Origin of the sequence: Burkholderia sp. Tr-20355, assembly GCF_017104685.1 — a bacterium.
GTDB classification, from domain to species: domain Bacteria; phylum Pseudomonadota; class Gammaproteobacteria; order Burkholderiales; family Burkholderiaceae; genus Burkholderia; species Burkholderia seminalis.
On record NZ_JAAGPK010000099.1, the window covers coordinates 1 to 25,047 of the forward strand.

15 protein-coding genes, 1 tRNA gene and 1 pseudogene are annotated in these 25,047 nt (G+C 69.6%); 9 read left to right on the forward strand and 8 right to left on the reverse strand.

Annotated features, from left to right (window positions below):
• A pseudogene (locus G3N62_RS36045) lies at positions 1-119 on the reverse strand (SGNH/GDSL hydrolase family protein); the annotation flags it as partial.
• 310 nt (positions 120-429) lie between these two features.
• Here G3N62_RS36045 and G3N62_RS22790 point away from each other — a divergent pair.
• Positions 430-2,517, forward strand: a complete 2,088-nt coding sequence (locus tag G3N62_RS22790; protein ID WP_034188132.1) for a UvrD-helicase domain-containing protein — start codon at positions 430-432, stop codon at positions 2,515-2,517.
• 83 nt (positions 2,518-2,600) lie between these two features.
• Here the strand turns inward: G3N62_RS22790 and G3N62_RS22795 are convergent, their stop codons facing one another.
• The gene (locus G3N62_RS22795) at positions 2,601-3,485 is read right to left on the reverse strand and encodes a c-type cytochrome (RefSeq protein ID WP_034188131.1); all 885 of its coding nucleotides are present in this window, start codon (positions 3,483-3,485) and stop codon (positions 2,601-2,603) included.
• A gap of 251 nt (positions 3,486-3,736) precedes the next feature.
• On the opposite strand from G3N62_RS22795, the gene G3N62_RS22800 reads away from it, so the two are divergent.
• Both G3N62_RS22800 and G3N62_RS22805 read left to right on the forward strand, forming a co-directional pair.
• A tRNA-Arg gene (locus tag G3N62_RS22800) sits at positions 3,737-3,812 on the forward strand.
• A gap of 207 nt (positions 3,813-4,019) precedes the next feature.
• The gene (locus G3N62_RS22805; protein ID WP_124670637.1) at positions 4,020-5,549 is read left to right on the forward strand and encodes a TIGR04222 domain-containing membrane protein; all 1,530 of its coding nucleotides are present in this window, start codon (positions 4,020-4,022) and stop codon (positions 5,547-5,549) included.
• 43 nt (positions 5,550-5,592) lie between these two features.
• Here the strand turns inward: G3N62_RS22805 and G3N62_RS22810 are convergent, their stop codons facing one another.
• From G3N62_RS22810 to G3N62_RS22835, 6 genes are read right to left on the reverse strand one after another with little or no spacing between them, the layout of a single operon-like run.
• Positions 5,593-8,388 (reverse strand): glycosyltransferase, encoded by a 2,796-nt coding sequence (locus G3N62_RS22810; protein WP_124670636.1) that lies wholly within the window; start codon positions 8,386-8,388, stop codon positions 5,593-5,595.
• A 44-nt stretch (positions 8,389-8,432) separates the two neighbouring features.
• Entirely contained in the window at positions 8,433-9,593 is a 1,161-nt protein-coding gene (gene rffA / locus G3N62_RS22815; protein ID WP_124670635.1) for a dTDP-4-amino-4,6-dideoxygalactose transaminase, read from the reverse strand.
• A gap of 58 nt (positions 9,594-9,651) precedes the next feature.
• Positions 9,652-10,302 (reverse strand): class I SAM-dependent methyltransferase, encoded by a 651-nt coding sequence (locus G3N62_RS22820; RefSeq protein WP_049032513.1) that lies wholly within the window; start codon positions 10,300-10,302, stop codon positions 9,652-9,654.
• 10 nt (positions 10,303-10,312) lie between these two features.
• Positions 10,313-11,020 (reverse strand): WbqC family protein, encoded by a 708-nt coding sequence (locus G3N62_RS22825; RefSeq protein WP_049032510.1) that lies wholly within the window; start codon positions 11,018-11,020, stop codon positions 10,313-10,315.
• Positions 11,021-11,025: 5 nt separating this feature from the next.
• A complete protein-coding gene (locus G3N62_RS22830; RefSeq protein ID WP_124670634.1) occupies positions 11,026-12,411 on the reverse strand; it encodes an FAD-binding oxidoreductase in 1,386 nt (461 codons plus the stop codon).
• Positions 12,408-13,193, reverse strand: a complete 786-nt coding sequence (locus tag G3N62_RS22835) for a class I SAM-dependent methyltransferase (protein ID WP_034188102.1) — start codon at positions 13,191-13,193, stop codon at positions 12,408-12,410. The genes G3N62_RS22830 and G3N62_RS22835 overlap by 4 nt, the downstream gene beginning before the upstream one ends.
• Positions 13,194-13,751: 558 nt before the next feature.
• Between G3N62_RS22835 and G3N62_RS22840 the strand changes: the two genes are divergently transcribed.
• Genes G3N62_RS22840 through G3N62_RS22865 form a run of 6 tightly spaced genes read left to right on the forward strand, consistent with a single transcriptional unit; the run spans position 13,752 to position 24,964 of the window.
• Entirely contained in the window at positions 13,752-15,551 is a 1,800-nt protein-coding gene (locus tag G3N62_RS22840; RefSeq protein WP_124670633.1) for a tetratricopeptide repeat protein, read from the forward strand.
• On the forward strand, positions 15,548-16,489 hold the full coding sequence (locus G3N62_RS22845) for a UDP-glucuronic acid decarboxylase family protein (RefSeq protein ID WP_175028446.1): 942 nt from the start codon (positions 15,548-15,550) through the stop codon (positions 16,487-16,489). Before G3N62_RS22840 ends, G3N62_RS22845 begins: the two co-directional genes overlap by 4 nt.
• Positions 16,486-17,691, forward strand: coding sequence for a class I SAM-dependent methyltransferase (locus tag G3N62_RS22850; RefSeq protein WP_034188099.1), 1,206 nt, complete (start codon positions 16,486-16,488; stop codon positions 17,689-17,691). The genes G3N62_RS22845 and G3N62_RS22850 overlap by 4 nt, the downstream gene beginning before the upstream one ends.
• Positions 17,692-17,703: 12 nt before the next feature.
• Positions 17,704-20,208, forward strand: a complete 2,505-nt coding sequence (locus G3N62_RS22855; protein WP_124670632.1) for a tetratricopeptide repeat protein — start codon at positions 17,704-17,706, stop codon at positions 20,206-20,208.
• Positions 20,205-22,691 carry a tetratricopeptide repeat protein gene (locus G3N62_RS22860; RefSeq protein ID WP_206141305.1) on the forward strand — a complete coding sequence of 829 codons (2,487 nt, stop codon included), beginning with the start codon at positions 20,205-20,207 and terminating at the stop codon, positions 22,689-22,691. Before G3N62_RS22855 ends, G3N62_RS22860 begins: the two co-directional genes overlap by 4 nt.
• Positions 22,688-24,964 carry a tetratricopeptide repeat protein gene (locus G3N62_RS22865; protein ID WP_124671328.1) on the forward strand — a complete coding sequence of 759 codons (2,277 nt, stop codon included), beginning with the start codon at positions 22,688-22,690 and terminating at the stop codon, positions 24,962-24,964. Before G3N62_RS22860 ends, G3N62_RS22865 begins: the two co-directional genes overlap by 4 nt.
• The last annotated feature ends 83 nt before the right edge of the window (positions 24,965-25,047 follow it).

The following is a 25,047-nucleotide window of genomic DNA, read 5'->3' on the forward strand; positions in this document are numbered from 1 at the left end:
CCGGCCACGCCGTCGCGCGGGCCGGCCGCTTCGGGCAGCCGCGGCGTGACGCGCCGCACGTAGCGCCCCTGCGCGAACAGCAGCGGGCCGAGGGCGGCGGTGGCGAACGGGTAGCCCATGAGGTCGATCCGGTGGTTGGTTCAGACGAATGAAATCGGACCGGCGCGGGTGGCGCCGGGGAGTAGGTATTGTGTCCGATCGCCGCGCGAACGGGGCCGGATTGGCCGAACGGGCAGGGACGACCGCGCCCGACGGACAGGGGGTGCCCGCCCGGCAAGCCCGCGCGGCCCCGTCCGGCGGCATGCCCGAAATGCGCGCCGCCGACGTGTTAACATGCGCGTCCTGCCCGCGTGTCCGCCTGCTTCGCCAGCCTGTCGCGCACGGCATCCTCCCGGCGTTCCGCCGTCAACCGCAACACCATCCGTCATCATGTCCGCAGGCCTCAATCCCGCCCAGAACGAAGCGGTGCGCTACCTCGACGGTCCCTGTCTCGTGCTCGCCGGCGCGGGCAGCGGCAAGACCCGCGTGATCACGCAGAAGATCGCGCACCTGATCGAAGCGAAAGGCTTCGAGCCGCGCCATATTGCCGCCGTCACGTTCACGAACAAGGCGGCGGCCGAAATGCGCGAGCGCGTGTCGAAGCTGCTCGAGGGCAAGACGCTCACCACGCCCGGCAAGGAAGGCCGCAAGGTGCCCGTCAACCAGCTCACCGTCTGCACGTTCCATTCGCTGGGCGTGCAGATCCTGCGCCAGGAGGCCGAGCACGTCGGGCTGAAGCCGCAGTTCTCGATCATGGATTCGGACGACTGCTTCGGGATGATCCAGGAGCAGCTCGGCACGACCGACAAGGGGCTGATCCGCAAGATCCAGAGCATCATCTCGCTGTGGAAGAACGGCCTGATCATGCCCGACGAGGCGATGGCGATCGCGGCGAACGAGGACGAGCACCAAGCCGCGCTGGTCTACCGCAACTACGTCGCGACGCTGCACGCGTACCAGGCGGTCGACTTCGACGACCTGATCCGCCTGCCGGCCGAGCTGTTCGCGAAGAATGAGCAGGTGCGCGACCGCTGGCAGAACAAGCTGCGCTACCTGCTGATCGACGAGTACCAGGACACCAACGCGTGCCAGTACGAGCTGCTGAAGCTGCTCGCCGGCCCGCGCGCCGCGTTCACGGCGGTCGGCGACGACGACCAGGCGATCTACGGCTGGCGCGGCGCGACGCTCGAGAACCTCGCGCAGCTCGGCAAGGATTTCCCGAAGCTGCACGTGATCAAGCTCGAGCAGAACTACCGGTCGACGGTGCGGATCCTGACCGCCGCGAACAACGTGATCGCGAACAACCCGAAGCTGTTCGAGAAGAAGCTGTGGTCCGAGCACGGGATGGGCGATTCGATCACCGTCACGCCGTGCAACGACGAGGAGCACGAGGCCGAATCGGTCGTATTCCGGCTGTCGGCGCACAAGTTCGAGCGGCGCGCGCAGTTCCGCGACTACGCGATCCTGTACCGCGGCAACTTCCAGGCGCGCATCTTCGAGCAGGTACTGCGGCGCGAGCGGATCCCGTACGTGCTGTCGGGCGGCCAGTCGTTCTTCGACAAGGCCGAGATCAAGGATCTGTGCGCCTACCTGCGGCTGATCGCGAACGCCGACGACGATCCCGCGTTCATCCGCGCGGTCACGACGCCGCGCCGCGGGATCGGCAACACGACGCTCGAGGCGCTCGGCTCGTTCGCGGGGCAGGCGAAGGTGTCGCTGTTCGAGGCCGTGTACATGGGCGGGATCGAGGCGCGGCTGTCGGCGCGCCAGGTCGAGCCGTTGCGGATGTTCTGCGACTTCATCCAGCGCCTGACCGAGCGCGCGGACAAGGAGCCCGCGACCGTCGTGCTCGACGACATGATGGAGGCGATCCACTACGAGGCGTACCTGTACGACGCGTTCGACGAGCGGCAGGCGCAGTCGAAGTGGCAGAACGTGCTCGAATTCCTCGAATGGCTGAAGCGCAAGGGCACCAAGCCCGAGACGGAAGCCGTCGACGGCGAGGCCGAAGGCTTCCACAACGCGGACGGGCTCGCCGATACGGGCAAGAACCTGCTCGGCCTGATCCAGACCGTCGCGCTGATGTCGATGCTCGAGGGCAAGGACGAGGATCCGGACGCGGTGCGGCTGTCGACCGTCCATGCATCGAAGGGGCTCGAGTATCCGCACGTGTTCCTGGTCGGCGTCGAGGAAGGCATCATGCCGCACCGCGGCGGCAGCGAGGACGACGGCCCGATCGACAGCGAGCGGATCGAGGAGGAGCGCCGGCTGATGTACGTCGCGATCACGCGCGCGCAGCGCAGCCTGCACCTGAACTGGTGCAAGAAGCGCAAGCGGGCCCGCGAGACGGTCGTGTGCGAGCCGTCGCGTTTCATCCCGGAGATGGGGCTCGACGAAGCGCCGCCGCCGACGCCGGAAGAAGCGCCGATGTCGCCGAAGGACCGGCTCGCGAGCCTGAAGGCGCTGCTGCAGAAGTAATGCGGTAGTCCGGCGGACCGGAAAGACAAAACCCCCGCGATGCGTGTGCGTCGCGGGGGTTTTTTACGGATGGCCCGGCGTGATTACTTCGACGCGTTGACCATGTAGTCGACGGCCGCCTTCACGTCGGCGTCCGACGCGGTCGACCCGCCCTTCGGCGGCATCGCGCCCTTGCCGTGCAGCGCGTAGTTGTAGACCGTGTCCATCGAGTCCTTCAGGCGCGGCGCCCAGTCCTCCTTGCTGCCGAACTTCGGTGCGCCGAGCACGCCGGCCGCGTGACAGGCTTGGCAGGTCGACGTGTACAGCGCCTTGCCGGCCGTTGCCGCATCGGCACTGGCCGGCGCGGCCGCGGGTTTTTCGCCGGCCTTCGGAATCGCGGCGATCGCGGCCATGGCGGCGGCGGCCTGCGCGTTCGACGCGTCGGCGCCCGATGCGGCGGCGCCGGCGGCGGGCGCGGCATTGGCAGCCGGGGCGGCCGGTTCGGGGAAGTTCGCGCCGTCGTTGTTCGCCATGTAGACGATCGCGCGGGCGATTTCATAGTCGCTGACGTCGTCGGGGCTCGTGCCGCCGCGCGGCGGCATCGCGCCCTTGCCGGCGAGGGCCGTCTTCAGCAGCGTGTCGAAGCCTTGCGAGATGCGCGGCGCCCAGTCGTCCTTGTTGCCGAACTTCGGTGCGCCGGCGGCGCCGGTGCCGTGACAGGTCACGCAGACGGCCTTGTAGACCGCTTCGCCGGTCTTGTACGTGCGGGGCGCGTTGGCGTCCTTCACGTCGACCTTCGCGAGTGGCGCGATGCGCGCGGCGACCTGCTCGTCGGACAGCGCATCCGTGCCGGCGCCGGAACGGAACGCATGGTTCGCATAGTTGGCGAACAGGACGATCAGGATGATCGGAATCGCGAACGACGCGATGATGACGGCAATCAGCTGCCCGGGGGTTTTGACGGGAGATTCGTGGGGTGCTTCGCTCATGCTTGCCTCGTCTCCATGAATAGGAATTGTGAGCGCGGTGCAACGGCAAAATGGCAGTCCAATGAAGCACGGACGATTATAGACGGAACGTTTACATCACGGCGAGCGATGCGATGGCGCGTGTTTACCCGCACGCAGCAAGGCCCGGCGGCCATTCGGCGGGTAAGGTGGACGCGTCGTGGGAAACCGGGTATCCTTGCCGTCTTGCCAAACGTGGGCGGCCTGTATATGGGGTCGCTTCACTGTCTCACGCGCCCGTAGCTCAATGGATAGAGTACTGCCCTCCGAAGGCAGGGGTTGCTGGTTCGATCCCAGCCGGGCGCGCCATATGGCCTGATTCCAGGCGTCGAGTTTCCCCGATCCGTTGTTCCGAAATGGGCCAGGCGTAGCGTCACCGCACGGCATTGCGTCGATCATCGTCATTTCCCGCACCGTCCCCACGCAATTCCCCGCCTCACCGCCGTGCGAGAATCTCCCGCAACGACAACTCAAGCGTCGATCGCGGCGGCCGTCCGCGCATCACGCCGACTCCCGATGGCAGCCCTTCCGTCTACCCCGACCGCGGTCGATGCGCGCGCGCTGACCGATGCGCAACAGGCGCTGCTCGCGCGTCTGCACGCCTATTCCCCCGACGATCCACGCGCGCCGCTGCCGTACAGCCGGCGCCTCGCCGAAGCCGAAGGCTGGTCGCATGCCCACGCGCTGGCCGTGATCGACGAATACAAGCGCTTCGCGTTTCTCGCGCAGGCGGCCGGGCATCCGGTCACACCGTCGGTCGCGGTCGATGTCGCATGGCATTTCCACCTGCAGTACACGCTCGAATACTGGGACGTCTTCTGCGCCGGCGTGCTGCGCGCGCGGCTGCATCACATGCCCGGTACGGGCGCGCCGGACGAGGGCGCCGTGTATGCGCGGCGCTATCGCGACACGCTCGACAGCTATCGCCGGATGTTCGGCCACGAGCCGCCGGAGTCGATCTGGCCGCGCCCGGTCGATCGGCCGGCCGAAGCGGCGGCGCCGCAGGCAGACGAGCCGGCCGCCGCAGCGCCGCGCCGCGCGTTGGGCACCCGGTTGCCGAAACTCGCGTGGCCGGCGGCCGCCGCAAGCGTCGCCGCGACCTGCGCATCGGCGCAGGACTTCAACGTGCTGGATTACACGGGGCCGCGGTTTCTCGCGTTCTACATTCCGGTCTGCATCGCCGCGCTGCTGCTGATCGGGCTCCTGCAACAGATCGAATACCGATGCCGGCGCAGGCGCGCATTCCCATCGGACCTGACTGCCGAGGAGGCCGCGTACCTCGCCGGCGACGCGTCGCGAGTCGTGCAGGTCGCGACGCTTTCGCTCGTCCACGCGGGCGCGATCGATCTGACGATGGCCGGACGGCTGGGTGGGCGCGTGCGGCTCATCGACGCGACTCGGGCGGGTGCGTACGCGGACGCATGCGAATGGCTGGCCGGGCAGCCTGACGGGGAGGCCAGCTTCGGCGCATTCCGCCAGTTGCTGGCACGTCACGCTGCCGAGCACGCGAAATCGTTGCGCGCGCGTGGCTGCTTCTGGGCGCCGGGCGACCTGCGGACGGCGCGCATGGCTGCACGCGCGATTGCGCTGCTGGTGCTCGGCACGGGCGCGGCGAAACTGGCGGTCGGGCTGAGCCGGGGGCGGCCGGTCCTGTTGCTCGTCATTGGCATGGCGGCGTTCGCGATTGCATACCGCATCGTCGTGGGGCGGCTGACCGGATTCGGGCGGCCTGGCCTGACGGTGGGCGGGCAGGCGTCGCTCGCCGCGCGGCGGACCGTGCGCAGCGACGATCACGACGGGCCGGACGCATTGCTGTGGACCGCCGCGCTGTTCGGCGCGGGCGCGCTGGCCGGCACCGCATGGGCTGCGCATTCGATGGTGCTGATGGAGCCGCCGCCGTTGGCGCCGGCCGCCGCACGGGCGGGCGGATCGACCGGTTCCTCCTACGGTTCGAGCGACTCGTCGTCGAGCTGCAGTTCGTCGAGTTCGTGCAGCTCCAGCTCCTGCAGTTCGAGCAGTTGCGGCGGATGCTCGTCGAGCAACTGAGCGCGCCCGGTCATGAAGGCACGATGCGGACCGGGCGCCTTCGTCAATCGATCGCCGCATCCGCGGCGGTCGTCTCCTGAATATCGTCTCCGGCTTCGGTGTCTGCGGCGTCGATGATCGTGATCCAGTCGAACGCCGGCATCGCGGCGAGCTGGTCGGCCGTGGCCGCATACTCGTGCGGCGTGGCCCGCAGGTAACGCAGCCGGTCCGTCCACTCGGGCAGCGGGTCGGGCGACGTCGTCAGCACCACGCTCAGCAGATCCTGTTCGGCGCGTGCCGCGACGATCCGCAGCGCGGCCTGCACACGCTCGACGTCGCCGGCGGCGTCGAGGATCAGCACGCCCGGAATCGGCGCTTCGCGTGGCGGCAACTGCACGGCCGTGCCCTGACGTTCGACGCACAACCGGTAAAGTTCGCGATGCAGCGGCAGTTGCGCCTGCAGCGCGTCGCGCTTGCGCACGCGTGCCTGCGCGGTGCGGGCCAGCCGCCGGCGCAGCGCGGGTTGCGTGACCAGGCGGTCGATCGCATCGTCCCACGCGTGCGGGTCGTCGCCGGCAAGCAGTACGTCGTCGCCGTCGTTCAGGCCGATGTGCAGCGCCGGCAGGTCGCTCGCCACCACGGCGATACCGGCGGCCGCGAATTCCTGTCGCCGGATGGCGCCGGCCGCGTTGTCATCGGCATCGGCGAGCGGCAGCAACGCGATGTCCCAGTCCAGCGCGCGCAACTGCTGCGCATACGCGCGGTACGCATCGGGTGCAGGCAGGAACGTGGCTGCCGGATGGTCCGCCCAGCCGGCGGGCGCGTGCGTGCCGAAGAACTGCACGATGACGCGGCCGGCGTGGCGCGCGCAGACCGCGCGCAGCGCGGCGTCCACGCGTGCGAAGTTGGCCGGCAGCAGCGCGTCGCCCGCGACGCCGATGGTCACGCGATCCGCCGCACGGGCCGGCACCGGCCGCAGGAACAGGTCGAGATCGACGCCGTCGGGCAGCACGAACACGCGTGGGTTCCACGGCCGGTAGCGGTGCGCGAGATCCGGCGTCGGGACGACGACAGCGCTGGCGTTGCCGAGCGTATACGCGATGCCCGTCCACGCCGGATCGTCCGGCGCCGCCGGCGGCGGGCAGTCGGTTGCATAAATCACCGGCTTGTCGAATTTGAAGATCGCGCGCAGGCCGTCGAGCGACAGCCGGCCCGGCGTGTGGCGATCGAGCAGCACGGCGTCCGCCGTGGCGATCGCGGTGCCGTCGGCCATGCCCCAGACGAATTCCCAATCGTTGCCGAGCCGCGCGAACGGCAGCGCGACGCGGCGCTGCACGGACGCACCGTCGACCGGATCGAGCGCATAGGCGACGAGGCGCTTCTTCTGCCAGACACGCGGCACGTGCGCGCCGCCCGGCGCGGGTGCCGGTGCGCGAACCGGCCGCCGGCCCTGTTCGGCGAGCCACGCGTACAGTGTACCGTGGCGGATGCAGTCGGCATCGCCGGGGAGCACGTGTACCGCCGCATTGACGTGACGGTACGTGCGCGCGATCGCGTCCGACGGCACGACCAGCGCATCGGCACGCCGGATCGCGTCGTGCATCGCGGCCAGCCGGCGCGCGCTGCCGGCGACTTCCGGGCCATCGAGCGTGAGCGCGTCGAGCGGCCGGTCGAGATCGCAGACGACCGGCTTGCCGAGCGCGAACATCTGCTCGAGCGCGGGGCCCGACAGCAGGCTTGCGACCGCGCCGTGCAGGAGGACGATGTCCGCCCGCTGGAGCGCGTCGAGGTCGATGCCGTTGCTGCCGACGGGAAAGTCCACCGCCCATTCGCGATCGAGCTGGCCGAACGGGGTGCCGAACCGCGCCGCGACGTGCGGGTGCGTGGCCGGTTCGGCGCAGACGACGGCCATGCGCCGCACTGCGCGCGCCGCTGCCGCCCGCGCGCCTGCCGGGCCACGCGAATCGGGCCGCGCATCGAGCGCGCTGGCATGGGCCTGGGTCTTGTCGACGAAGTGCCGCAATTGCCGCCAGAACGTTGCCTCTTCTTCCCGGTAGACGTCGCGCGCTTCATGCACGGTCGCTTTCGCGTGCGCGATTTCGCGCGGATCGAGTCCCCATGCGATGCCCTTGCCGTCCATCACCCAGCGCTCCGCGTCCGGCATCGACGCGTCGTTGAGGATGCACACGACCGGGCAGCCGCACAGCAGCGCTTCGAAGGCGATGGTGGACCACTCGTACAGGTACACGCATTCGACCCGGCGCAACAGTTCGGCGAGCTCGTGCGCGGAGCGCTCCGGCACGCGGCCGGAGATCTCGATGGATTCGGCCGTCGCCGGATGCAGGCTGCCGCCGCGGCGAAGGTGGCGGTTCAGGAAGACGGCCGTGCCGCTGCGGGTCGCGTCGTCGACGCCGTCGCAGTGGAAGATGCGCGTATCGACGAGCGGGATTCTCAGCAGGTCGGCCTGCCATCCGTCGGGCACGATCGTCGGCCCGAACGCGAACACCAGATCGGTCGGCGCCAGGTCGAGCGGGTTGCCGTTGATGCGGCCGGGTTCCGCGAGCAGATAGCGCGCGACACAGCGTGAACCGAACGGATTGCCCTCGACGATCTCGGGATACACGGCCACCGGGCTGCGGCCCGCTTCGAAGTGGGCCTGCGCGATCTCCTGCGTCAGCAACGGCGTGCGCAGCGCGGGATGCACTTCCGTGGTCTTGAGGTAGGCCTCGCAGCCGAGCAGGTTCAGCGCATGGCACAGGTAGTGCATCGCGCGCACGCCGCCCGACGTCTGCTTGTAGCCGGGCGCGGTGAGGTAGTACGGATGGTCGAGCGGCGCGAAGATGCGGGGCGAGTCGTTCATGGGACGAATGGCGAAAGGCGCGATGAAGGGCGACGGGCGGCCGGTTACGCGCCGGCCCGGTAGAAATCGGATACCACGTCGATGACGCGATCCTGTTCCGCCTCGCTCATCGCGTGGTACAGCGGCAGGCGCACGAGCCGGTCGGCGACGTCGTCGGTAACCTGCATGCCGGAGCCGCACCGGCCGTAGCGCAGGCCCGCCGGCGAACTGTGCAGCGGCACGTAATGGAACACGGCGAATACGCCCGCGTCGCGGATCCGTTCGAGCAGCGCCGTGCGTTCGGCGAGGTTGTGCGTGAGGAGATAGAACAGGTGGCCGTTGCCCTGCTCGCTCAGCGGCGTGGCGGGCAGCGTGATGTGCCCGGCTTCGTGCAGCGGCCGCAGCGCGTCTTCGTAGCGTTTCACGGTCGCGCGCCGCTGCGCGGTGATCACGTCCGCGTGTTCGAACTGCGCGTACAGGAACGCGGCGATCAGCTCGCCCGGCAGGTACGACGAACCGACGTCGACCCACGTGTACTTGTCCACGTGGCCGCGGAAGAACTGGCTGCGGTTGGTGCCCTTCTCGCGGACGATTTCCGCACGCTCGACGAGGCGTTCGTCGTTGACGAGCAGCGCGCCGCCTTCGCCGGCGATCACGTTCTTGGTCTCGTGGAAGCTGAGGCACGCGAGGTGGCCGATGCTGCCGAGCGGCCTGCCCTTCCAGGTCGACTGGATCGCCTGCGCGGCGTCCTCGACGACCCACAGCCGGTAATCGGCCGCGAGGTGCGAGATCGTGTCCATGTCGCACGCCACGCCCGCGTAGTGAACCGGGACGATCGCGCGCGTGCGCTCGGTGATCGCGGCCGCGACGAGCTTCTCGTCGAGGTTCAGCGTGTCGGGCCGGATGTCGACGAAGACGGGCGTCGCGCCGCGCAACGCGAATGCATTGGCGGTCGACACGAACGTGTAGGACGGCATGATCACCTCGTCGCCCGGGCCGACGTCGGTGAGGATCGCGGCCATCTCCAGCGCGGCCGTGCACGAATGCGTGAGCAGCGCGCGATGACAGCCGATGCGCGCTTCGAGCCACTGGTGACACAGCTTCGTGAAGGCCTGGTCGCCGGCGAGCCCGCCCTGTTCCACCGCTTTCGCGATGTAGTAGAGCTCCTTGCCGACGATGAACGGCCGGCCGAACGGAATGCGGTCGAGATTGGGAGGAGCGAACATGACGGGACTCCGCGGGAGCATATGAGGGGCGACGGGCGGCAGCTTGCGCGGGGCGCGTTCAGCCGTCCTTCCTGACGAGCAGCGTGAATTCGTACAGCCCGTAGTCGTGCAGCAGCGCGACGTGCCGCGAGTAGCGGCGCTTGCAGCGATCGAACAGCGCGCACGGATCGGCGTAGTAGAGCCGTTCGGGGCGCATGAACGGCGGATCGGAATACGACGTCAGGCAGTTGAACGAGAAGCCGAGTCGGCTCGTCGCATGCAGCATGTCGAGCGTCGTGTGGATGTAGTCGAGCCACGTCGCGTCGTCGTGGCCGCGATGGACGTTGAAGATCCCCGACGCGATGCCGTAGTCGGCACTCGCCAGCGGCGTATCGCCGACGTGAAACGACACGTCGGCGCGGTCGCGATAACGCTGCCGTGCCGCGTCGACCATCTCGGGCGACACGTCGTTGCCCGCGTAGGCATGACGGCGTCCCGCCGCATGCTCGTCGAGGAAATCCACCAGCGCGCCATAACCGCAGCCGATGTCGTTGACCGAAAAGGCGTCGGCATCGGGCGCGACGATTTTCGTCAGCTGTGCGAAGCGCAGCCGCTGGCCGTCCTCGCCGTTCCAGTCCACGCCGCGCGCGGTCTGTCCGTGCTCGGCGAGGCGCGCGCCGTAATAGGCGGCGACGTCCGCCAGCAGGCTCGAGTGTCGGGAATCGTGCATCGCGTGGTCCTCAGGTCCGGCCGGTCACGACATGGCGGCGCGCCTCCGGGCCGCAATGAAACAGCACGTCGAGCACCGTCACGCCATGCACGAACTCGCCCCACAGCTGCGCATAGGGCGGATAGGCCGGATAGTCGAACCAGCGCACCGCGATGCCTTCGGCCGCGAACCGGCTCTCGTCGAGGTAGTCGCGTGCGGCGGGGCCCGACAGGTATTCGGTCGCGCCGGCCTGGAGGCACAGGTTCAGCAGCTTGTCGGTGCGGTCGCCTTCCAGCGTGTAGTCGGACGACGAAGAAATGCGCGTGGCGATGCCCAACTGCCGGTTGATCCAGGCCAGCATCGCGAGGTTCAGCGCGCTCAGCGTGTCGTGCCGGCCGTTCAGGTAAAGCGCCTCGAGCTGCTCCGCGTAGCGCGCGAAATGCGGCGCACGCGCGTAGTTCTGCCGCAGCCGCGTCCAGTGCTGCTGTGCCCATTGCGTGCCGTCGATCTCGGTTTCGCGAATGCTCTGGTGATAACGGCCTTTCACCTTGACCGGCACGGTCAGCCACTGCACGCCTTGCGGCGTCTTGATCTGGTTGCGGTTGCGCCAGTCGCGCCGCGTGTACTGCGCGTCGTCGTACAGGATGAACTCATCGGTCGCGGCGATCAGGTCGAAGTACCCCTTCCACGGGATGTAGTTCGACTGGACGATCGCGATGCGCTTCGGCTGCGGATTCATGTCGATCAGGCGGGGATGTGACCGTACCGGTACATGTCGACGAGCTCGGGCGGAATGCCCCAGTCCGTCGCGCCGAGCCGGTCGTGCAGCGCCTCGAGATCCGCGCGGCTCGCGCGTTCGAGCTGTTCGACCATGCGGTTGCGCGCCGGGACGAAGTCGTGCTGGAAAGCCGCGTTGATCTGGTGGCGGACCGTCTTGGCGATCGCCGCTTCGCGCGACAGGTTGCGGATCAGCGGCCGCTCCGGCGCGAGGTCCGCATAACGCGGGTCGATCGGCTCGCCGCGCATCGCCGCGACGAGGTCGCGGCACAGCACCGGCGACAGGTGAAAGCCGTCGCGCTTGGTGCCGCCGAGGATCCACAGGTCGCGCACGCTGGTCGCGCCGATCAGCGGATAGAGATCGGATGTCGTCGGGCGCCAGCCGACGTTGACGTTGACGAGATTCGCGCGCGAGAAACGCGTATTGATCTGGTCCATCGCCGATTTGAGCAGCGTGTACGCGCTGCCGGCATGCCCGTGTTCGTGCGGCACCGGGCTGATGTAGTTGCTGGCGCCGACGAGCGTGCGGTCCGGGCCGTACGGCGCCGAATAGACGCCGCACGCGAGGCCGCGGTTGGTCGTGCGCACGCAGTGCGTATGCACGTTCTCGCTGCTCTGCAGTTCGATCGACATGCCGATGCCGTAGAACAGCCGCTGCACCGGCAGCTCCGGCAGGCTCGCCTGCAGCACGCGCGTCAGGTTCGCGCCGTTGCAGAGCACGAAGCGGTCGGCCTCGACCGTCGAGCCGTCGCTCAGCCGGGCACCGGTCACGCGCCCGCTCGCGACGTCGATGCGCTCGACTTCGGCCGAAACGAAGGTGACAGGGCCTGCCGCGGCCACGCTGGCCTGGAGCGCATCGAGAAACTGTTTCGGGTTCGTCCAGCCTTCGCGCCTCAGATACACCGCGTTCAGCGCGCGGAACTGCGGATGCGGGTGATAGTTCGGGATGCCGGCGGGATCGACGGCCTCGCACGGCTCCTCGAATTCGCGGCAGAAGCGCCGCATCGCCGCGAAGTTCTCGTCGTCGAGCGCGTCGGTGGCCGCGTTGTTGAGCACGTAGGTGCCGAAGCCGTGCGCGACCGCGTGCGCCGGTGTGCAGATCTCGGCGAACACGCCGGGCCAGGCGGCGGTCGCCGCGCGGCTCAGCTCGAACTTGAAGCGGTCGAGCGGCGTGCCGAGCGAATCGCCTTCCAGTTCGGTGAACGAGTTGAGCATCGCGGCGGCCGCGCGCGTCGCGGAACCTGGGCGCTGCGCGGGACCGACGACGACGAGCTCGATGCCCGGCTCGGCGCGCTGCCAGGCACGGGCCGTCATCAGCCCGAGGATGCCGTTGCCGAGGATCGCGATCTTCATGGGCGCACCCCGCCGCCTTCCGGGAACGTCAGATAGCACAGCGACGGATACGATTTCGCCTTGTGGATGCGGTGCGGGTGCTTGCCGAGCAGCTCGCGCACGTAGTGGATCCCTTCGGCCGGCGTCTGGCCGCCGCGCGTGAGCTGCCAGAACGCGACCACGCCGCCGGGCACGAGCCGCTTCATCACGGTCTCGAAGGCGTGGCGCGTCGGTCCCGGCACGTTCAGGTCGAACCACGCGAGCGCGACCGGTTCGCCGGGATGCGCTTCCTCGTAGGCGGCGAGCGTTTCGCGGCAGTCGCCTTCCCACACGTGGTGCTTGCCGTTCACGTGGCCCATCGCGTTGTTGCGTTCGTGCAGCGACAGCAGGTTGCGCAGCAGGTCCGCGTAGTCGCCGGCGAGCGAGTACGTGCCGTCGGAGAACAGCTTGCGATCGCGCGAATCGGTGTCGGAGAAGCCCGCGTAGCCGGTGAACGTATCGAACGCGTGAATCCGGCGCTGGAAGTTCAGCGGCTCGAGGATCGCGCGGAAGTTCTCGCACAGCACGGCGGTCTGCCCGCGCCAGGTGCCCAGATCGAGGATCGAGCCGGGCAACGGCACGATCTGCTCGTAGACCTCGAACGTCGCGAGAATCCGCGCGAGCAGCGAGCCGCGCACGAACAGGCCGAGCGAGCGTTCGAGTTCCTCCTGCGTCGCCGGATAGGTCTGCATCAGGTCGAACAGTTCGCGCCGCGCGGCGAGCTGATCGTCGTTCGAGTTGGAGATGATTGAGGACTCGTGCATACACATGGCTCCAGGCGCTGAGGGTGGATTCGAGGGCATCCCCAGCCGCGGGCCGGCAAGCGGCTTGCGCCCGGCGCGATCGTCCGCGCGGTGGACGCCTCCAAGTCTGTGCCCGAGTCTATCGATCCGCGCCCGGATCGAACGGCGGATTAGCGGGCCGTTTCACCCCGCATTTCGACGGATGCCGCCGCGACCGGCGGCCGGGCGGGCGCAGCCGCCGCATGCCGCCGCAATGCCGAAAACCGTTATCCGGCGCGGCCCGGCGCGATTCGGCACCCATGCGCGGCATGCCGTCTCGGCCGACGATCCGCGTTCCGCGCCGCTCGAGCCGCAACCTTGACCGGCGTCATGCCGGCACCCGCGCGGTCACATGAAAAGCGACCAAATCCGGCACCTGCTCCGCCGATTGGAACGACAGGCGCGCGCCGAGAATGCTGGCATGTCGAAGGCCGTCCGCCCGCATGCCGACCGGTATCCGCCCGGGCGTGCCTTCGCGATCACGTGCCGGCCCGCGCGCCGGTGCGCGCGCCCCTATCGAACCCAGGCTGGCTTACCACGATGACTGATCTCACGCTGCCCGACTCTCCCGTCGCCACGATCGAAGCGGCGCTGGCGCTGCACCAGGCCGACCGCCTCGAAGAAGCCGAGACGCTGTACCGGCAACTCCTCGACGCCGACCCCCGGCACGCGGACGCGCTGCACCTGCTCGGCCTGATCGGTCACCAGTACGGGCGCTATCAGGAGGCGTCCGAACTGATCATGGCGGCGATCGAGATCAAGCCCGACGCGATCTACTACTACAACCTCGGCAACGTGATGCAGGCGCACAACCGCCCGGCCGCGGCCGCCGAGTGTTTCCGCCTCGCGATCGAGCTGCGGCCCGACTACGTCGACGCGCACAACAACCTCGGCAACGCGCAGCGGCTGGCGGGCAATGCGCGCGCGGCCGTCGACGCGTTCTGCCAGGCGATCGCGCTGCAGCCCGACCACGGGCAGGCGTACAACAATCTCGGCAATGCGCTGCTCGACCTGAACGAGATTCCGGCCGCGCTCGAGGCGTACCAGCACGCGGTCGCGCTGCGCCCCGAGCTGCCCGAGCCGCGCAGCAACCTGCTGTTCGCGTACCACTACAGCGATGCGTTCGACCAGCAGGCGTATCTCGACGAAGCGGCCCGCTTCGACGCGCTCGTCACCGGCCGCGCGCAACCGTGGTCGACCTGGCTCGTCGACCTGACCGCGCGCATCGGCCGGCCGCTGCGCGTCGGCATCGTATCGGGCGACCTGAAGTCGCATCCGGTCGGCTATTTCATCGAAGGGATGCTCGCGCACCTGAACGGCGCGCGTGTCGAGCTGCATGCGTACCCGACGCGCGACGTCGAGGACGACGTCACCGCGCGCCTCAAGCAGCGCTTCGCGTCGTGGACCCGCCTCGCGGGCCTCGGCGACGCCGCCGCGGCCGCCCGGATCCGCGACGACCGCATCGACGTGCTGATCGATGCGTCGGGCCACACGATCCACAACCGCCTGCCGCTGTTCGCGTGGAAGCCCGCGCCGCTGCAGGTGAGCTGGCCCGGCTATTTCGCGAGCACCGGCATGCGCGCGATCGACTACGTGCTCGGCGACCGCCACGTGATGCCGGACGACGAGGCCGCGCATTTCGTCGAGCGCGCATGGCATTTGCCCGACAGCTACCTGTGCTTCACGCCGCCGGCTGTCGAGCTCGACGCCGGCCCGCTGCCGATGCTCGCGAGCGGTTATCCGACCTTCGGCTATTTCGGCAAGCTCGCGAAGCTCACCGACCGCGTGATCGCGGTGTGGTCGCGCGTGCTGGCCGACGTGCCGAACGCGAAGCTGTTCGTGAAGGCGCCGCATCTGGACGACCCGCGCGAGCAGGACGCGCTGTCGGCCCGCTTCGCGGCGCACGGCATCGGCGCGGCGCGCCTGCTGTTCGAGGGCCGCTCGCCGCGCGACGAATACCTCGCCGCGTACCGGCGCGTCGACCTGATGCTGAGCCCGTTCCCGTACCCGGGCGGCACGACGACGGCCGAAGCGCTGTGGATGGGCGTGCCGGTGCTCGGCCGCCGCGGCGCGCGGTTCCTGTCGCACATCTGCGAAAGCCTGCTGCACGCGGCGCGCCTGCCGGAATGGATCGCTGACGACGATGACGATGCGTACGTCGCGAAAGCCGTCGCGTTCGCGCGCAATCCGGCCGAGCTGGCCGTGCTGCGCACGACGCTGCGGGCGCAGGTGCTCGCCGCGCCGCTGTGCGACGCGCCCCGCTTCGCGCGCCATTTCGAGGACGCGCTGCACGCGATGTGGGCGCGCCACGTCGAGGCCGCGCCGGGAGCCGCGTCGTGAACGGCCGGTCCGTGCTCGTCACCGGCGGTGCGGGTTTTCTCGGCTCGCACCTGTGCGAGCGCCTCGTCGGCGCCGGCTACGACGTGATGTGCGTCGACAACTTCTACACGGGCAGCAAGCACAATGTCGCGCACCTGATCGGGCACGTCAATTTCGAGCTGATCCGCCACGACGTGTGGCTGCCGCTGTACGTCGAAGCCGACCGCGTATTCAACATGGCGTGCCCGGCGAGCCCGGTGCACTACCAGAGCGATCCCGTATCGACGGTGAAGACGGCCGTGCTCGGCGCGATCAACATGCTCGGCCTCGCGAAGCGCTGCGGCGCGCGCATCCTGCAGGCGTCGACGAGCGAGGTGTACGGCGACGCGCAGCAGCATCCTCAGCAGGAAAGCTACTGGGGCAACGTCAATCCGAACGGGCCGCGCGCGTGCTACGACGAAGGCAAGCGCTGCGCCGAGACGCTGTTCTTCGACTATCACCGGCAGCACGGCGTCGACATCCGCGTGGTGCGGATCTTCAACACCTACGGCCCGCGCATGCGCGCCGACGACGGGCGCGTCGTGTCGAACTTCATCATGCAGGCGCTGCGCGGCGAACCGATCACGCTGTACGGCGACGGTAGCCAGACGCGCTCGTTCTGCTACGTCGACGATCTCGTCGAAGGCCTGCTGCGCATGATGGATCAGAACGACGACACCGGCCCGATGAACCTCGGCAATCCGAGCGAGATCACGATCCGCGAGCTGGCCGAATGCGTGCTGCGGCTCACGGGTTCGAAAAGCCGCATCGAATATCGCCCGCTGCCCGCCGACGATCCGCTGCAGCGCCGCCCCGACATCGGCCGTGCGCGTCAGCGCCTCGACTGGCAGCCCGGCGTCGCGCTCGAGGACGGCCTGAAGGAAACGATCGCCTATTTCCGCAAACAGGTGAATGCATGACCCCCGAACTGATCGACGCCACCTGCCCCGTTTGCGCGCATACCGTTGCCGCGCCGTTCTTCCCGGCCGGCGAGCACACGCTCGCGACGCTTGCCTGGCCCGCGTCCGCCGAAGCGGCCCGCCGGCTGCCGCGCCATGTGCTCGACTTCGTCCAGTGCCCGCGGTGCTCGCACGTGTGGAACCACCGCTTCAGCTACGATGCGATTCCGTATCAGAGCAACCCGAACCGGATGTTCAACAGCGGCGGGATCTGGAAGGGCCATCTCGCGGCCACGCGCGACCTGCTGCTCGGCGCGCTGCCGGCCGAACCGGCCGTCGTCGAGATCGGCTGCGGCGAAGGGCATTTCGTGCGCGGGCTCGCCGAAGCGAGCCGCGGCGGCCGCTTCGCCGGCTTCGATCCGAACGCGAGCGCGGGCACCGGCCACGGCATCGAGTTCCATGCGCGGCTGTTCGAGCCGCTCGCCGACATGCCGGCCTTCCGGCCCGATGCGATCGTCATCCGCCACGTGCTCGAACACCTGACCGAACCCGCGAAGCTCGTCGAGCAGCTCGCATGGGGCGCCGCGCGCCAGCCGAACGCCTGCTGGCTGTTCGCGGAAGTGCCGTGCATCGATCGCGTGTTCGAGACCGAGCGCCTCGCCGATTTCTTCTACGAGCACGTGTCGCAGTTCACGACGGAGTCGTTCCGCACGCTGATGGCGCGCGCGGGCGAGGTCGTCACGCTCGCGCACGGCTACGACGGCGAAGTCGTCTATGCGCTGGTGCGGCTGGGCGTGCCCGAGCAGGCGCGCAAACGTGCCGATGCGTCGACGCATTTCGCGGCCCGCACGGTCGAGCACCGCGCGGCGATCGCCGGGCAGCTCGCGGCGCTGGCCGAATCGGGGCGGCGTGTCGCGATCTGGGGCGGTACCGGCAAGGCCGCCGCGTTCATCCATCACTTCGATGCCGACGCCGCGCGCTTTCCGCTCGTCGTCGATTCCGATCCCGACAAGGTCGGCACCTACGTGCCGGGCACGGGCCAGAAGATCGAATACCGCGACGCGCTGAAAGCGGCGCCGGCCGACGTGATCATCATCCCGACGCAATGGCGCGCACGCGACATCGTCGCCGAGATGTCGCGCGAGGGGATCGCGGCCGCGGCCGTGATGATCGAGCACGAAGGCCGGCTGATCGACTTCGGGCGCGAACCGCATCCGTATTGAGCGGCCCACGCGATGGAGTCGATCGGACCGCAACTGCAGGCGGCACTCGCGCATCACCAGGCCGGCCGTCTCGTGGAAGCGAAGACGCTGTACGACGCGATCCTCACGGCGCAGCCGGACCAGCCCGACGCGATGCATTTCCTCGGCCTGCTCGCCTGCCAGCTGAAGCAGTACGACGCGGGCCTCGCGCTGATGGAGCGCTCGCTCGCGGCGCGGCCGGACGCGTCGTACTTCAACAACCTCGGCAACATGCTGCGCGAATGCGGCCGGCTCGACGACGCGATCGCGCATTACCGCCGCGCGGTGGCGCTGCGCCCCGAGTTTCCGGAAGCGCACAACAACCTCGGCAACGCGCTGCGCGACGCGCGGGTGCCGGCCGAGGCGATGGCGAGCTGTACGCGCGCGATCGAGTTGCGGCCCGGTTACGCGGAGGCGTACAACAACCTCGGCAACGTGTTGCAGGATCTCGGTGAACTCGACGCGGCGGCGGCCAGTTACGGCAAGGCGATCGCGTTCCACACCGCGTATGCGGAAGCGCACAGCAACCTCGGCAACGTGCTGCGCGCGCAGGACAAGCACACGGAAGCGATCGCGCACTACCGCCGCGCACTCGAACTGAGCCCTGCGCTGCCGGCCGCGCGTCACGGCCTCGGCCTGTCGCTGTGGGCGCTCGGCGAACTCGGCGAAGCCGCGCGGGTGCTGCGTGCCGCTGTCGCGGCCGAACCTGGCGATGCGGACCTGCACAACAACCTGGCCGGCGTGCTGCGCGATGCGGGCGACCTCGACGGCGCCGCGTCGCACTATGGGCGCGCACTGGAACACGATCCGTCGATGGCGGTCGCGCATGCGAACCTGAGCGGCGTGTTGCGCCGCCAGGCGCGTTACGCGGAGGCGTTGCGGCATGCGCAGCATGCGATCCGGCTGGCGCCCGGTCTCGCCGATGCGCACAACCATGCCGGCAATGCGTATCACGGCCTGAACGATCTCGACGCGGCGGACGCGAGCTACCGCACCGCACTCGCGCTGAACCCGGCCGATGCCGGCGCCGCCCACAACCTGTCGGTCGTGCTGCTCAAGCGCGAGCGGCACGACGACGCGCTCGCGTATTGCCGGCAGGCGCTGTCGGCCGGCCGCCCGAGCGCGGCGATGCACGTGAATCTCGGCGACATCCTGCGCGGCCAGGGCAACGTCGACGCCGCCGTGCCCGCGTACCGGGACGCGCTGGCGCTGGTGCGCGACGACGCGGACGACGGCGCGGCCGATGTACTGAGCCGCCTGCTGTTCGCGTCGGCCGCGTCGGCGAGCGTGCCGCCCGCCGATTACCTGAACGACGCGCGCCGCTACGGCCGGCATCTGGCGGCCCGTTCGACGCGTTATCCGCACGACGTAAGCGAACGTGCGGCGCGCGCGCGGCACCGCCCGCTGCGCGTCGGTTTCGTGTCGGGCGACCTGCGCCTGCATCCGGTCGGGATCTTTCTCGAAAGCGTGTTCGCGCATCTCGATCGCACGCGCGTCGCACCGCACGTCTATGCGACGTCGGACGAGGAAGACGCGGTCACCGCGCGGCTCAAGCCGCATGCGGCCGCCTGGCGCTCGATCGCCGCGCTCGATCCGCAGGCGGCCGCGCGCACGATTCACGACGACGGCATCGACGTGCTCGTCGACCTCGCGGGCCACACGCAGGCGAGTGGCCTGGCCGTATTCGGCTGGAAGCCCGCGCCGGTGCAGGCGAGCTGGCTCGGCTTCTTCGCGTCGACGGGGTGCGATGCGATCGACTACTTCATCGGCGACGCGTACACGTTGCCGGAAAGCGAAGCCCGTCATTTCGTCGAGGCGCCGTGGCGGCTGCCGGACAGCTACCTGTGCTTCACGCCGCCGGCCGACGACGTGCCGGTCGGCCCGCTGCCGATGGCCGCGAACGGCGGCGTGACGTTCGGCTGTTTCGGCAAGCTGGTGAAGCTCGGCGACGACGTCGTGCGCGTGTGGTCGCGCGTGCTGCACGCGCTGCCGTCGGCCCGGCTGCTGCTGAAGGCGCGCGAACTCGAACACGCGGCCGTGCGCGACGCGACCGCCGCGCGGTTCGCGCGGCACGGGATCGACGCGAGCCGGCTCGCGTTCGAACCCGCATCGCCGCGTGCCGACTATTTCGCCGCGTACAACCGGATCGACATCGCGCTGAGCCCGTTCCCGTACCCGGGCGGCACGACGACGGCCGAGGCGCTGTGGATGGGCGTGCCGGTCCTCGGCATGCGGGGCACGCGCTTCGTCACGCACATCTGCGAGAGCCTGCTGCACGCGGCCGGCATGAACGACTGGATCGCCGGCGACGAAGACGACTATGTCGCGAAGGCGGTGGCGGCCGCCGCCGACGGGGCGCGCCTGACGGCGCTGCGCGCGGATTTGCGCGCCACGCTGCTCGCGTCGCCGCTGTGCGACGCGGCGCGTTTCGCACATCATCTCGAAGACGCATTCCACGGCATGTGGGCACGCTATACGGAAACGGCACACGCAGCATGAACGACATCAACGACACCCTGCAACGCGCGCTGGCGCATCACCAGGCCGGCCGTCTCGCTGAAGCGAAGACGCTGTACGACGCGATCCTCACGGCGCAGCCGGGCCAGCCCGACGCGATGCATTTCCTCGGCCTGCTCGCCTGCCAGCTGAAGCAGTACGACGCGGGCCTCGCGCTGATGGAGCGCTCGCTCGCGGCGCGACCGGACGCGTCGTACTTCAACAACCTCGGCAACATGCTGCGCGAATGCGGCCGGCTCGACGACGCGATCGCACATTACCGCCGCGCGGTGGCGCTGCGCCCCGAGTTTCCGGAAGCGCACAACAACCTCGGCAACGCGCTGCGCGACGCGCGGGTGCCGGCCGAGGCGATGGCGAGCTGTTCGCGCGCGATCGAGCTGCGGCCCGGTTACGCGGAGGCGTACAACAACCTCGGCAATGTGCTGCAGGATCTCGGTGAACTCGACGCGGCGGCGGCCAGCTACGGCAAGGCGATCGCATTCCACACCGCGTATGCGGAAGCGCACAGCAACCTCGGCCACGTGCTGCGCGCGCAGGACAAGCACACGGAAGCGATCGCGCACTACCGCCGCGCGCTCGAACTGAATCCCGCGCTGCGCGTCGCGCAACGCGGGTTGGGTGCCGCGCTGCGGGCGACCGGCGATTTCGACGGCGCGCTCGCGCATGCACGCGCGGGACTCGAGCCGGACGATGCCGAAGCCCATTGCGCGCTCGGCATCTCGTTGCGCAGCATCAACGATTTCGACGGCGCCGCCCAGTTGTTCGAACGCGCGCGCGAGATCGATCCGCGCTACGCGCCGGCCTGGGCGCGGCTCGGCGAGCTGCGTTGCCAGCAGGGCGAATACGAGGCGTCCGTGCACCTGTGCCGGCGCGCGATCGAGCTCGATCCCGAGCTGGCGGACGCGTACAACTTTCTCGGCCTCGCGTATCACAACCTCGACCGGATGGCGGCCGCGGAGTTGAGCCATCGCCACGCGATCGACCTGAACCCGGACGACGCCGATGCGCACCACAACCTCGCCGCCGCGCTGTTCCGCCTCGACAAGCTCGACGAGGCGATGGACGAATACCGGATCGCACAGGCGCTCGGCATCGATCCGGTGAAGATCCAGCTGACGCTCGGCGACATCCGCTGGGCGAAGCGCGACTTCGCGGGCGCCGTCGCGGCCTTTCGCGAGGCGATCGAGCACGACCCGCATCGCGCGTATGCGCGCCTGCTGTTCAACATGTCGAGCTCGGCGGCGTTCGAGCCGCGGGACTGGGTGGTCGAGGCGCACCGCTACGGTGAACGCCTGGCGCGCGACGTGCAGCCGTTCGAGCACGATCGCGCCCGGCGCGTGCGAGACGCGCGCGGCCGCCCGCTGCGGGTCGGCTTCGTGTCGGGCGACCTGCGCCAGCATCCGGTCGGCATCTTCCTCGAAAGCGTGCTCGCGCATCTCGATCGCACGCGCATCGAGCCGCATGCGTACGTGACCTTCGTGGTCGAGGACGACGTGACGGCGCGGCTGAAGTCGGGCTTCGCGAGCTGGAAGAAACTGACCTGCATGAACCGCGACCAGGCGGCGCGGATGATTCGCGACGACGGCATCGACGTGCTCGTCGACCTCGCCGGGCACACGAACTGGAGCGGGCTGCCGATCTTCGCGCACCGGCCCGCGCCGGTGCAGGCGAGCTGGCTCGGCTTCTTCGCGACGACGGGGGTGCGCGCGGTCGACTATTTCGTCGGCGATGCGTACACGCTGCCGGCCGACGAGGCCGAGCACTTCGTCGAGGCGCCGTGGCGGCTGCCGGACAGCTACCTGTGCTTCACGCCACCGGCCTACGACGTGCCGGTCGGCCCGTTGCCGATGGCCGCGAACGGCGGCGTGACGTTCGGCTGCTTCGGCAAGCTCACCAAGATCAGCGACGACGTCGTCGCGCTGTGGTCGCGGCTGCTGCAGGCACTGCCCGATGCACGCCTGCTGCTGAAGGCGCACGAACTCGGCGCGGGCGACCTGAATGCGGCGACGCGCGCGCGCTTCGCGCGGCACGGCATCGACGCGGGCCGGCTGATCCTCGAAGGCGGGTCGCCGCGCGCGGAATACTTCGCCGCGTACAACCGGATCGACATCGCGCTGAGCCCGTTCCCGTACCCGGGCGGCACGACGACGGCCGAAGCGCTGTGGATGGGCGTGCCGGTGATCGGCATGAAGGGCGGGCGCTTCGTCACGCACATCTGCGAGAGTCTGCTGCATGCGGCCGGGATGGGCGACTGGATCGCCGACGGCGAAGCGTCGTATCTCGCCAAGGCCGTCGCGTTCGCACAAGATCGCGACGGGCTGGCTGCGTTGCGCGCGACGTTGCGCGAACGCACGCTCGCGTCGCCGCTGTGCGATGCCGCGCGGTTCGCGCGCAATCTCGAGGACGCGTTCCACGGGATGTGGGATCGCTACGCGGCCGGCGAGACGACGGAGCCGCGCGCATGACGGGCCTCGTCGCGGAACGGTTGAACGCGGCGCTCGCGCACCATCAGGCCGGGCGTCTCGACGATGCGCGCGTGCTGTACGAGGCGATTCGCCGCGACGCGCCCGACCAGCCGGACGCGACGCATTTCCTCGGGCTCCTCGCATGCCAGCTCGGCCAGTTTCCGGCCGGCCTCGCGCTGATGGAGCGCGCGATCGCGCTGCGTGCCGATCCCGTCTACCTGAACAACCTCGGCAACATGCTGCGCGCGCACGGCCGGCTCGACGACGCGATCGGCGCCTATCGCCGCGCGATCGCGCTCGCGCCCGGTTATGCGGAAGCGCACAGCAACCTCGGCAACGCGCTGCACGAGGCGGGCGACGCCGACGCCGCGATGCTGAGCTGCGCGCAGGCGCTCGCGCTGCGGCCCGACTATGCGCCGGCCTACAACAACCTCGGCAACGCGCTGCGGGACAAGGGCGAAGCGGATGCCGCGGCGCGCGCGTACGAGAAGGCGCTCGCGCTCGATCCCGCCTATGCGGAAGCGTGTTTCAACCTGGGCAACGTGTGCGGCGCGCAGCATCGGCACGACGACGCGATCGCGCACTACCGCCGTGCGATTGCGCTGCAGCCGGGCCTGCACGCCGCGCATCACGCGCTGGGCATGCTGCTGCTGGAGCGCGGCGAACTCGACGCCGCGATCGCGAGCCTCGCGTGCGCGGCGGAGTCGGGCGACGTCGACCGGTTGTTCGGCCTCGCGGCCGCGCTCGATCATGCGGGTGATCTCGACGGTGCGGTGGCGAGCCTGCGGCGCGCGCTGGCTGTCGCGCCCGATCGCGCCGAACTGCATCACCATCTGGCGCAGACGCTCGTGCGGCAGGGCAAGCGGCGCGACGCGCTCGACAGTTGCCGCGTCGCGCTGTCATTGCCGAACCCGACCGCGCAGATGCACGCGGTGATGGGCGACATCCTCTGTGCGCTGTGGCATATCGATGCCGGGCTCGCGAGCTACGACCGCGCGCTCGAACTCGATCCGGCGTTTCGCAACGCGCACTCGGGCCGCATGTTCCACGGCGCCGGCACCGACCGGCTGTCGGCGGCGCAACTGCGCGAGCGTGCCTGCGCGTTCGGCGCGCAGATGGCGGCGCTGGCGTCGCCGCATCGCCACGCGCCGCGGCCGGCGAACGGGCGCGCGTTGCGGGTCGGCTTCGTATCCGGCGACCTGAAATCGCATCCGGTCGCGGTGTTCCTGCTGAGCGTCGTCGCGGCGCTCGATCGGTCGCGCGTCGAACTGGTGGCCTACGCGACGCAACCGGTCGAGGACGACACGACCGCGGCGCTCAAGCGCCACTTCGCGCTGTGGCGCGACCTCACGCCGCTCGACGACCGTGCGGCCGCCGACCTGATCGCGGCCGACCGCATCGACGTGCTGGTCGACCTGAGCGGTCACACGGCGTCGAACCGGCTGCCGCTGTTCGCGTGGAAGCCGGCGCTGGTGCAGGCGACCTGGCTCGGCTATTTCGCGACGACGGGCGTCGCGGCGATCGACTACGTGATCGGCGATCGCCACGTGCTTCCACCCGACGAGGCGGCGCATTTCGTCGAACGGCCGTGGCGGCTGCCGGACAGCTATCTGTGCTTCACGCCGCCCGCGCTGCCGCTCGACGTCGGGCCGCTGCCGGCCGAGGGAAACGGGTGCGTGACGTTCGGTTGCCTGAACAACGCGAACAAGATCGGCGAGCCGGTCGTCGCGCAGTGGTCGCGCGTGCTGCATGCGGTGCCGGGCTCGCGCCTGCTGCTGAAGTCGGCGCAGCTCGACGAGGCGGCGCTGCGCACGAGTCTCGCCGCGCGCTTCGCCGCGCACGGCATTCCCGCCGAACGGCTGCTGCTGCGCGGCGGCTCGAAGCGGCTCGCGCATATCGGTACGTTCAACGACATCGACATCGTGCTCGATCCGTTCCCGTATCCGGGCGGCACGACGAGCATGGAGGGGCTGTGGATGGGCGCGCCGTTCGTCACGCGGCGCGGCGACCGTTTCCTGTCGCATATCGGTGAAAGCATCCTGCACACGCTCGGCATGCCGGAATGGATCGCGGACGGCGACGACGCTTACGTCGCGAAGGCGGCCGCGTTCGCGAACGACCTGCCGCGCCTGGCCGCCGTGCGGGCCGGGCTGCGCGAGCGGCTGCTGCGCTCGCCGCTGTGCGATGCGCCGCGCTTTGCCCGGCACCTCGAAGCGGCGTTCGCGCAGATGCATGCGGCGGCGGTCGAACAGGCGGCGCGCGGCGCGCACTAGCGTAGGCGCGGCGCCCGGGGGCGCGCGAGGCGCCTCCTTTCGCCCCCTGCCTGCCGGCGAAAAAAGAGCCGCACGCATGCGGC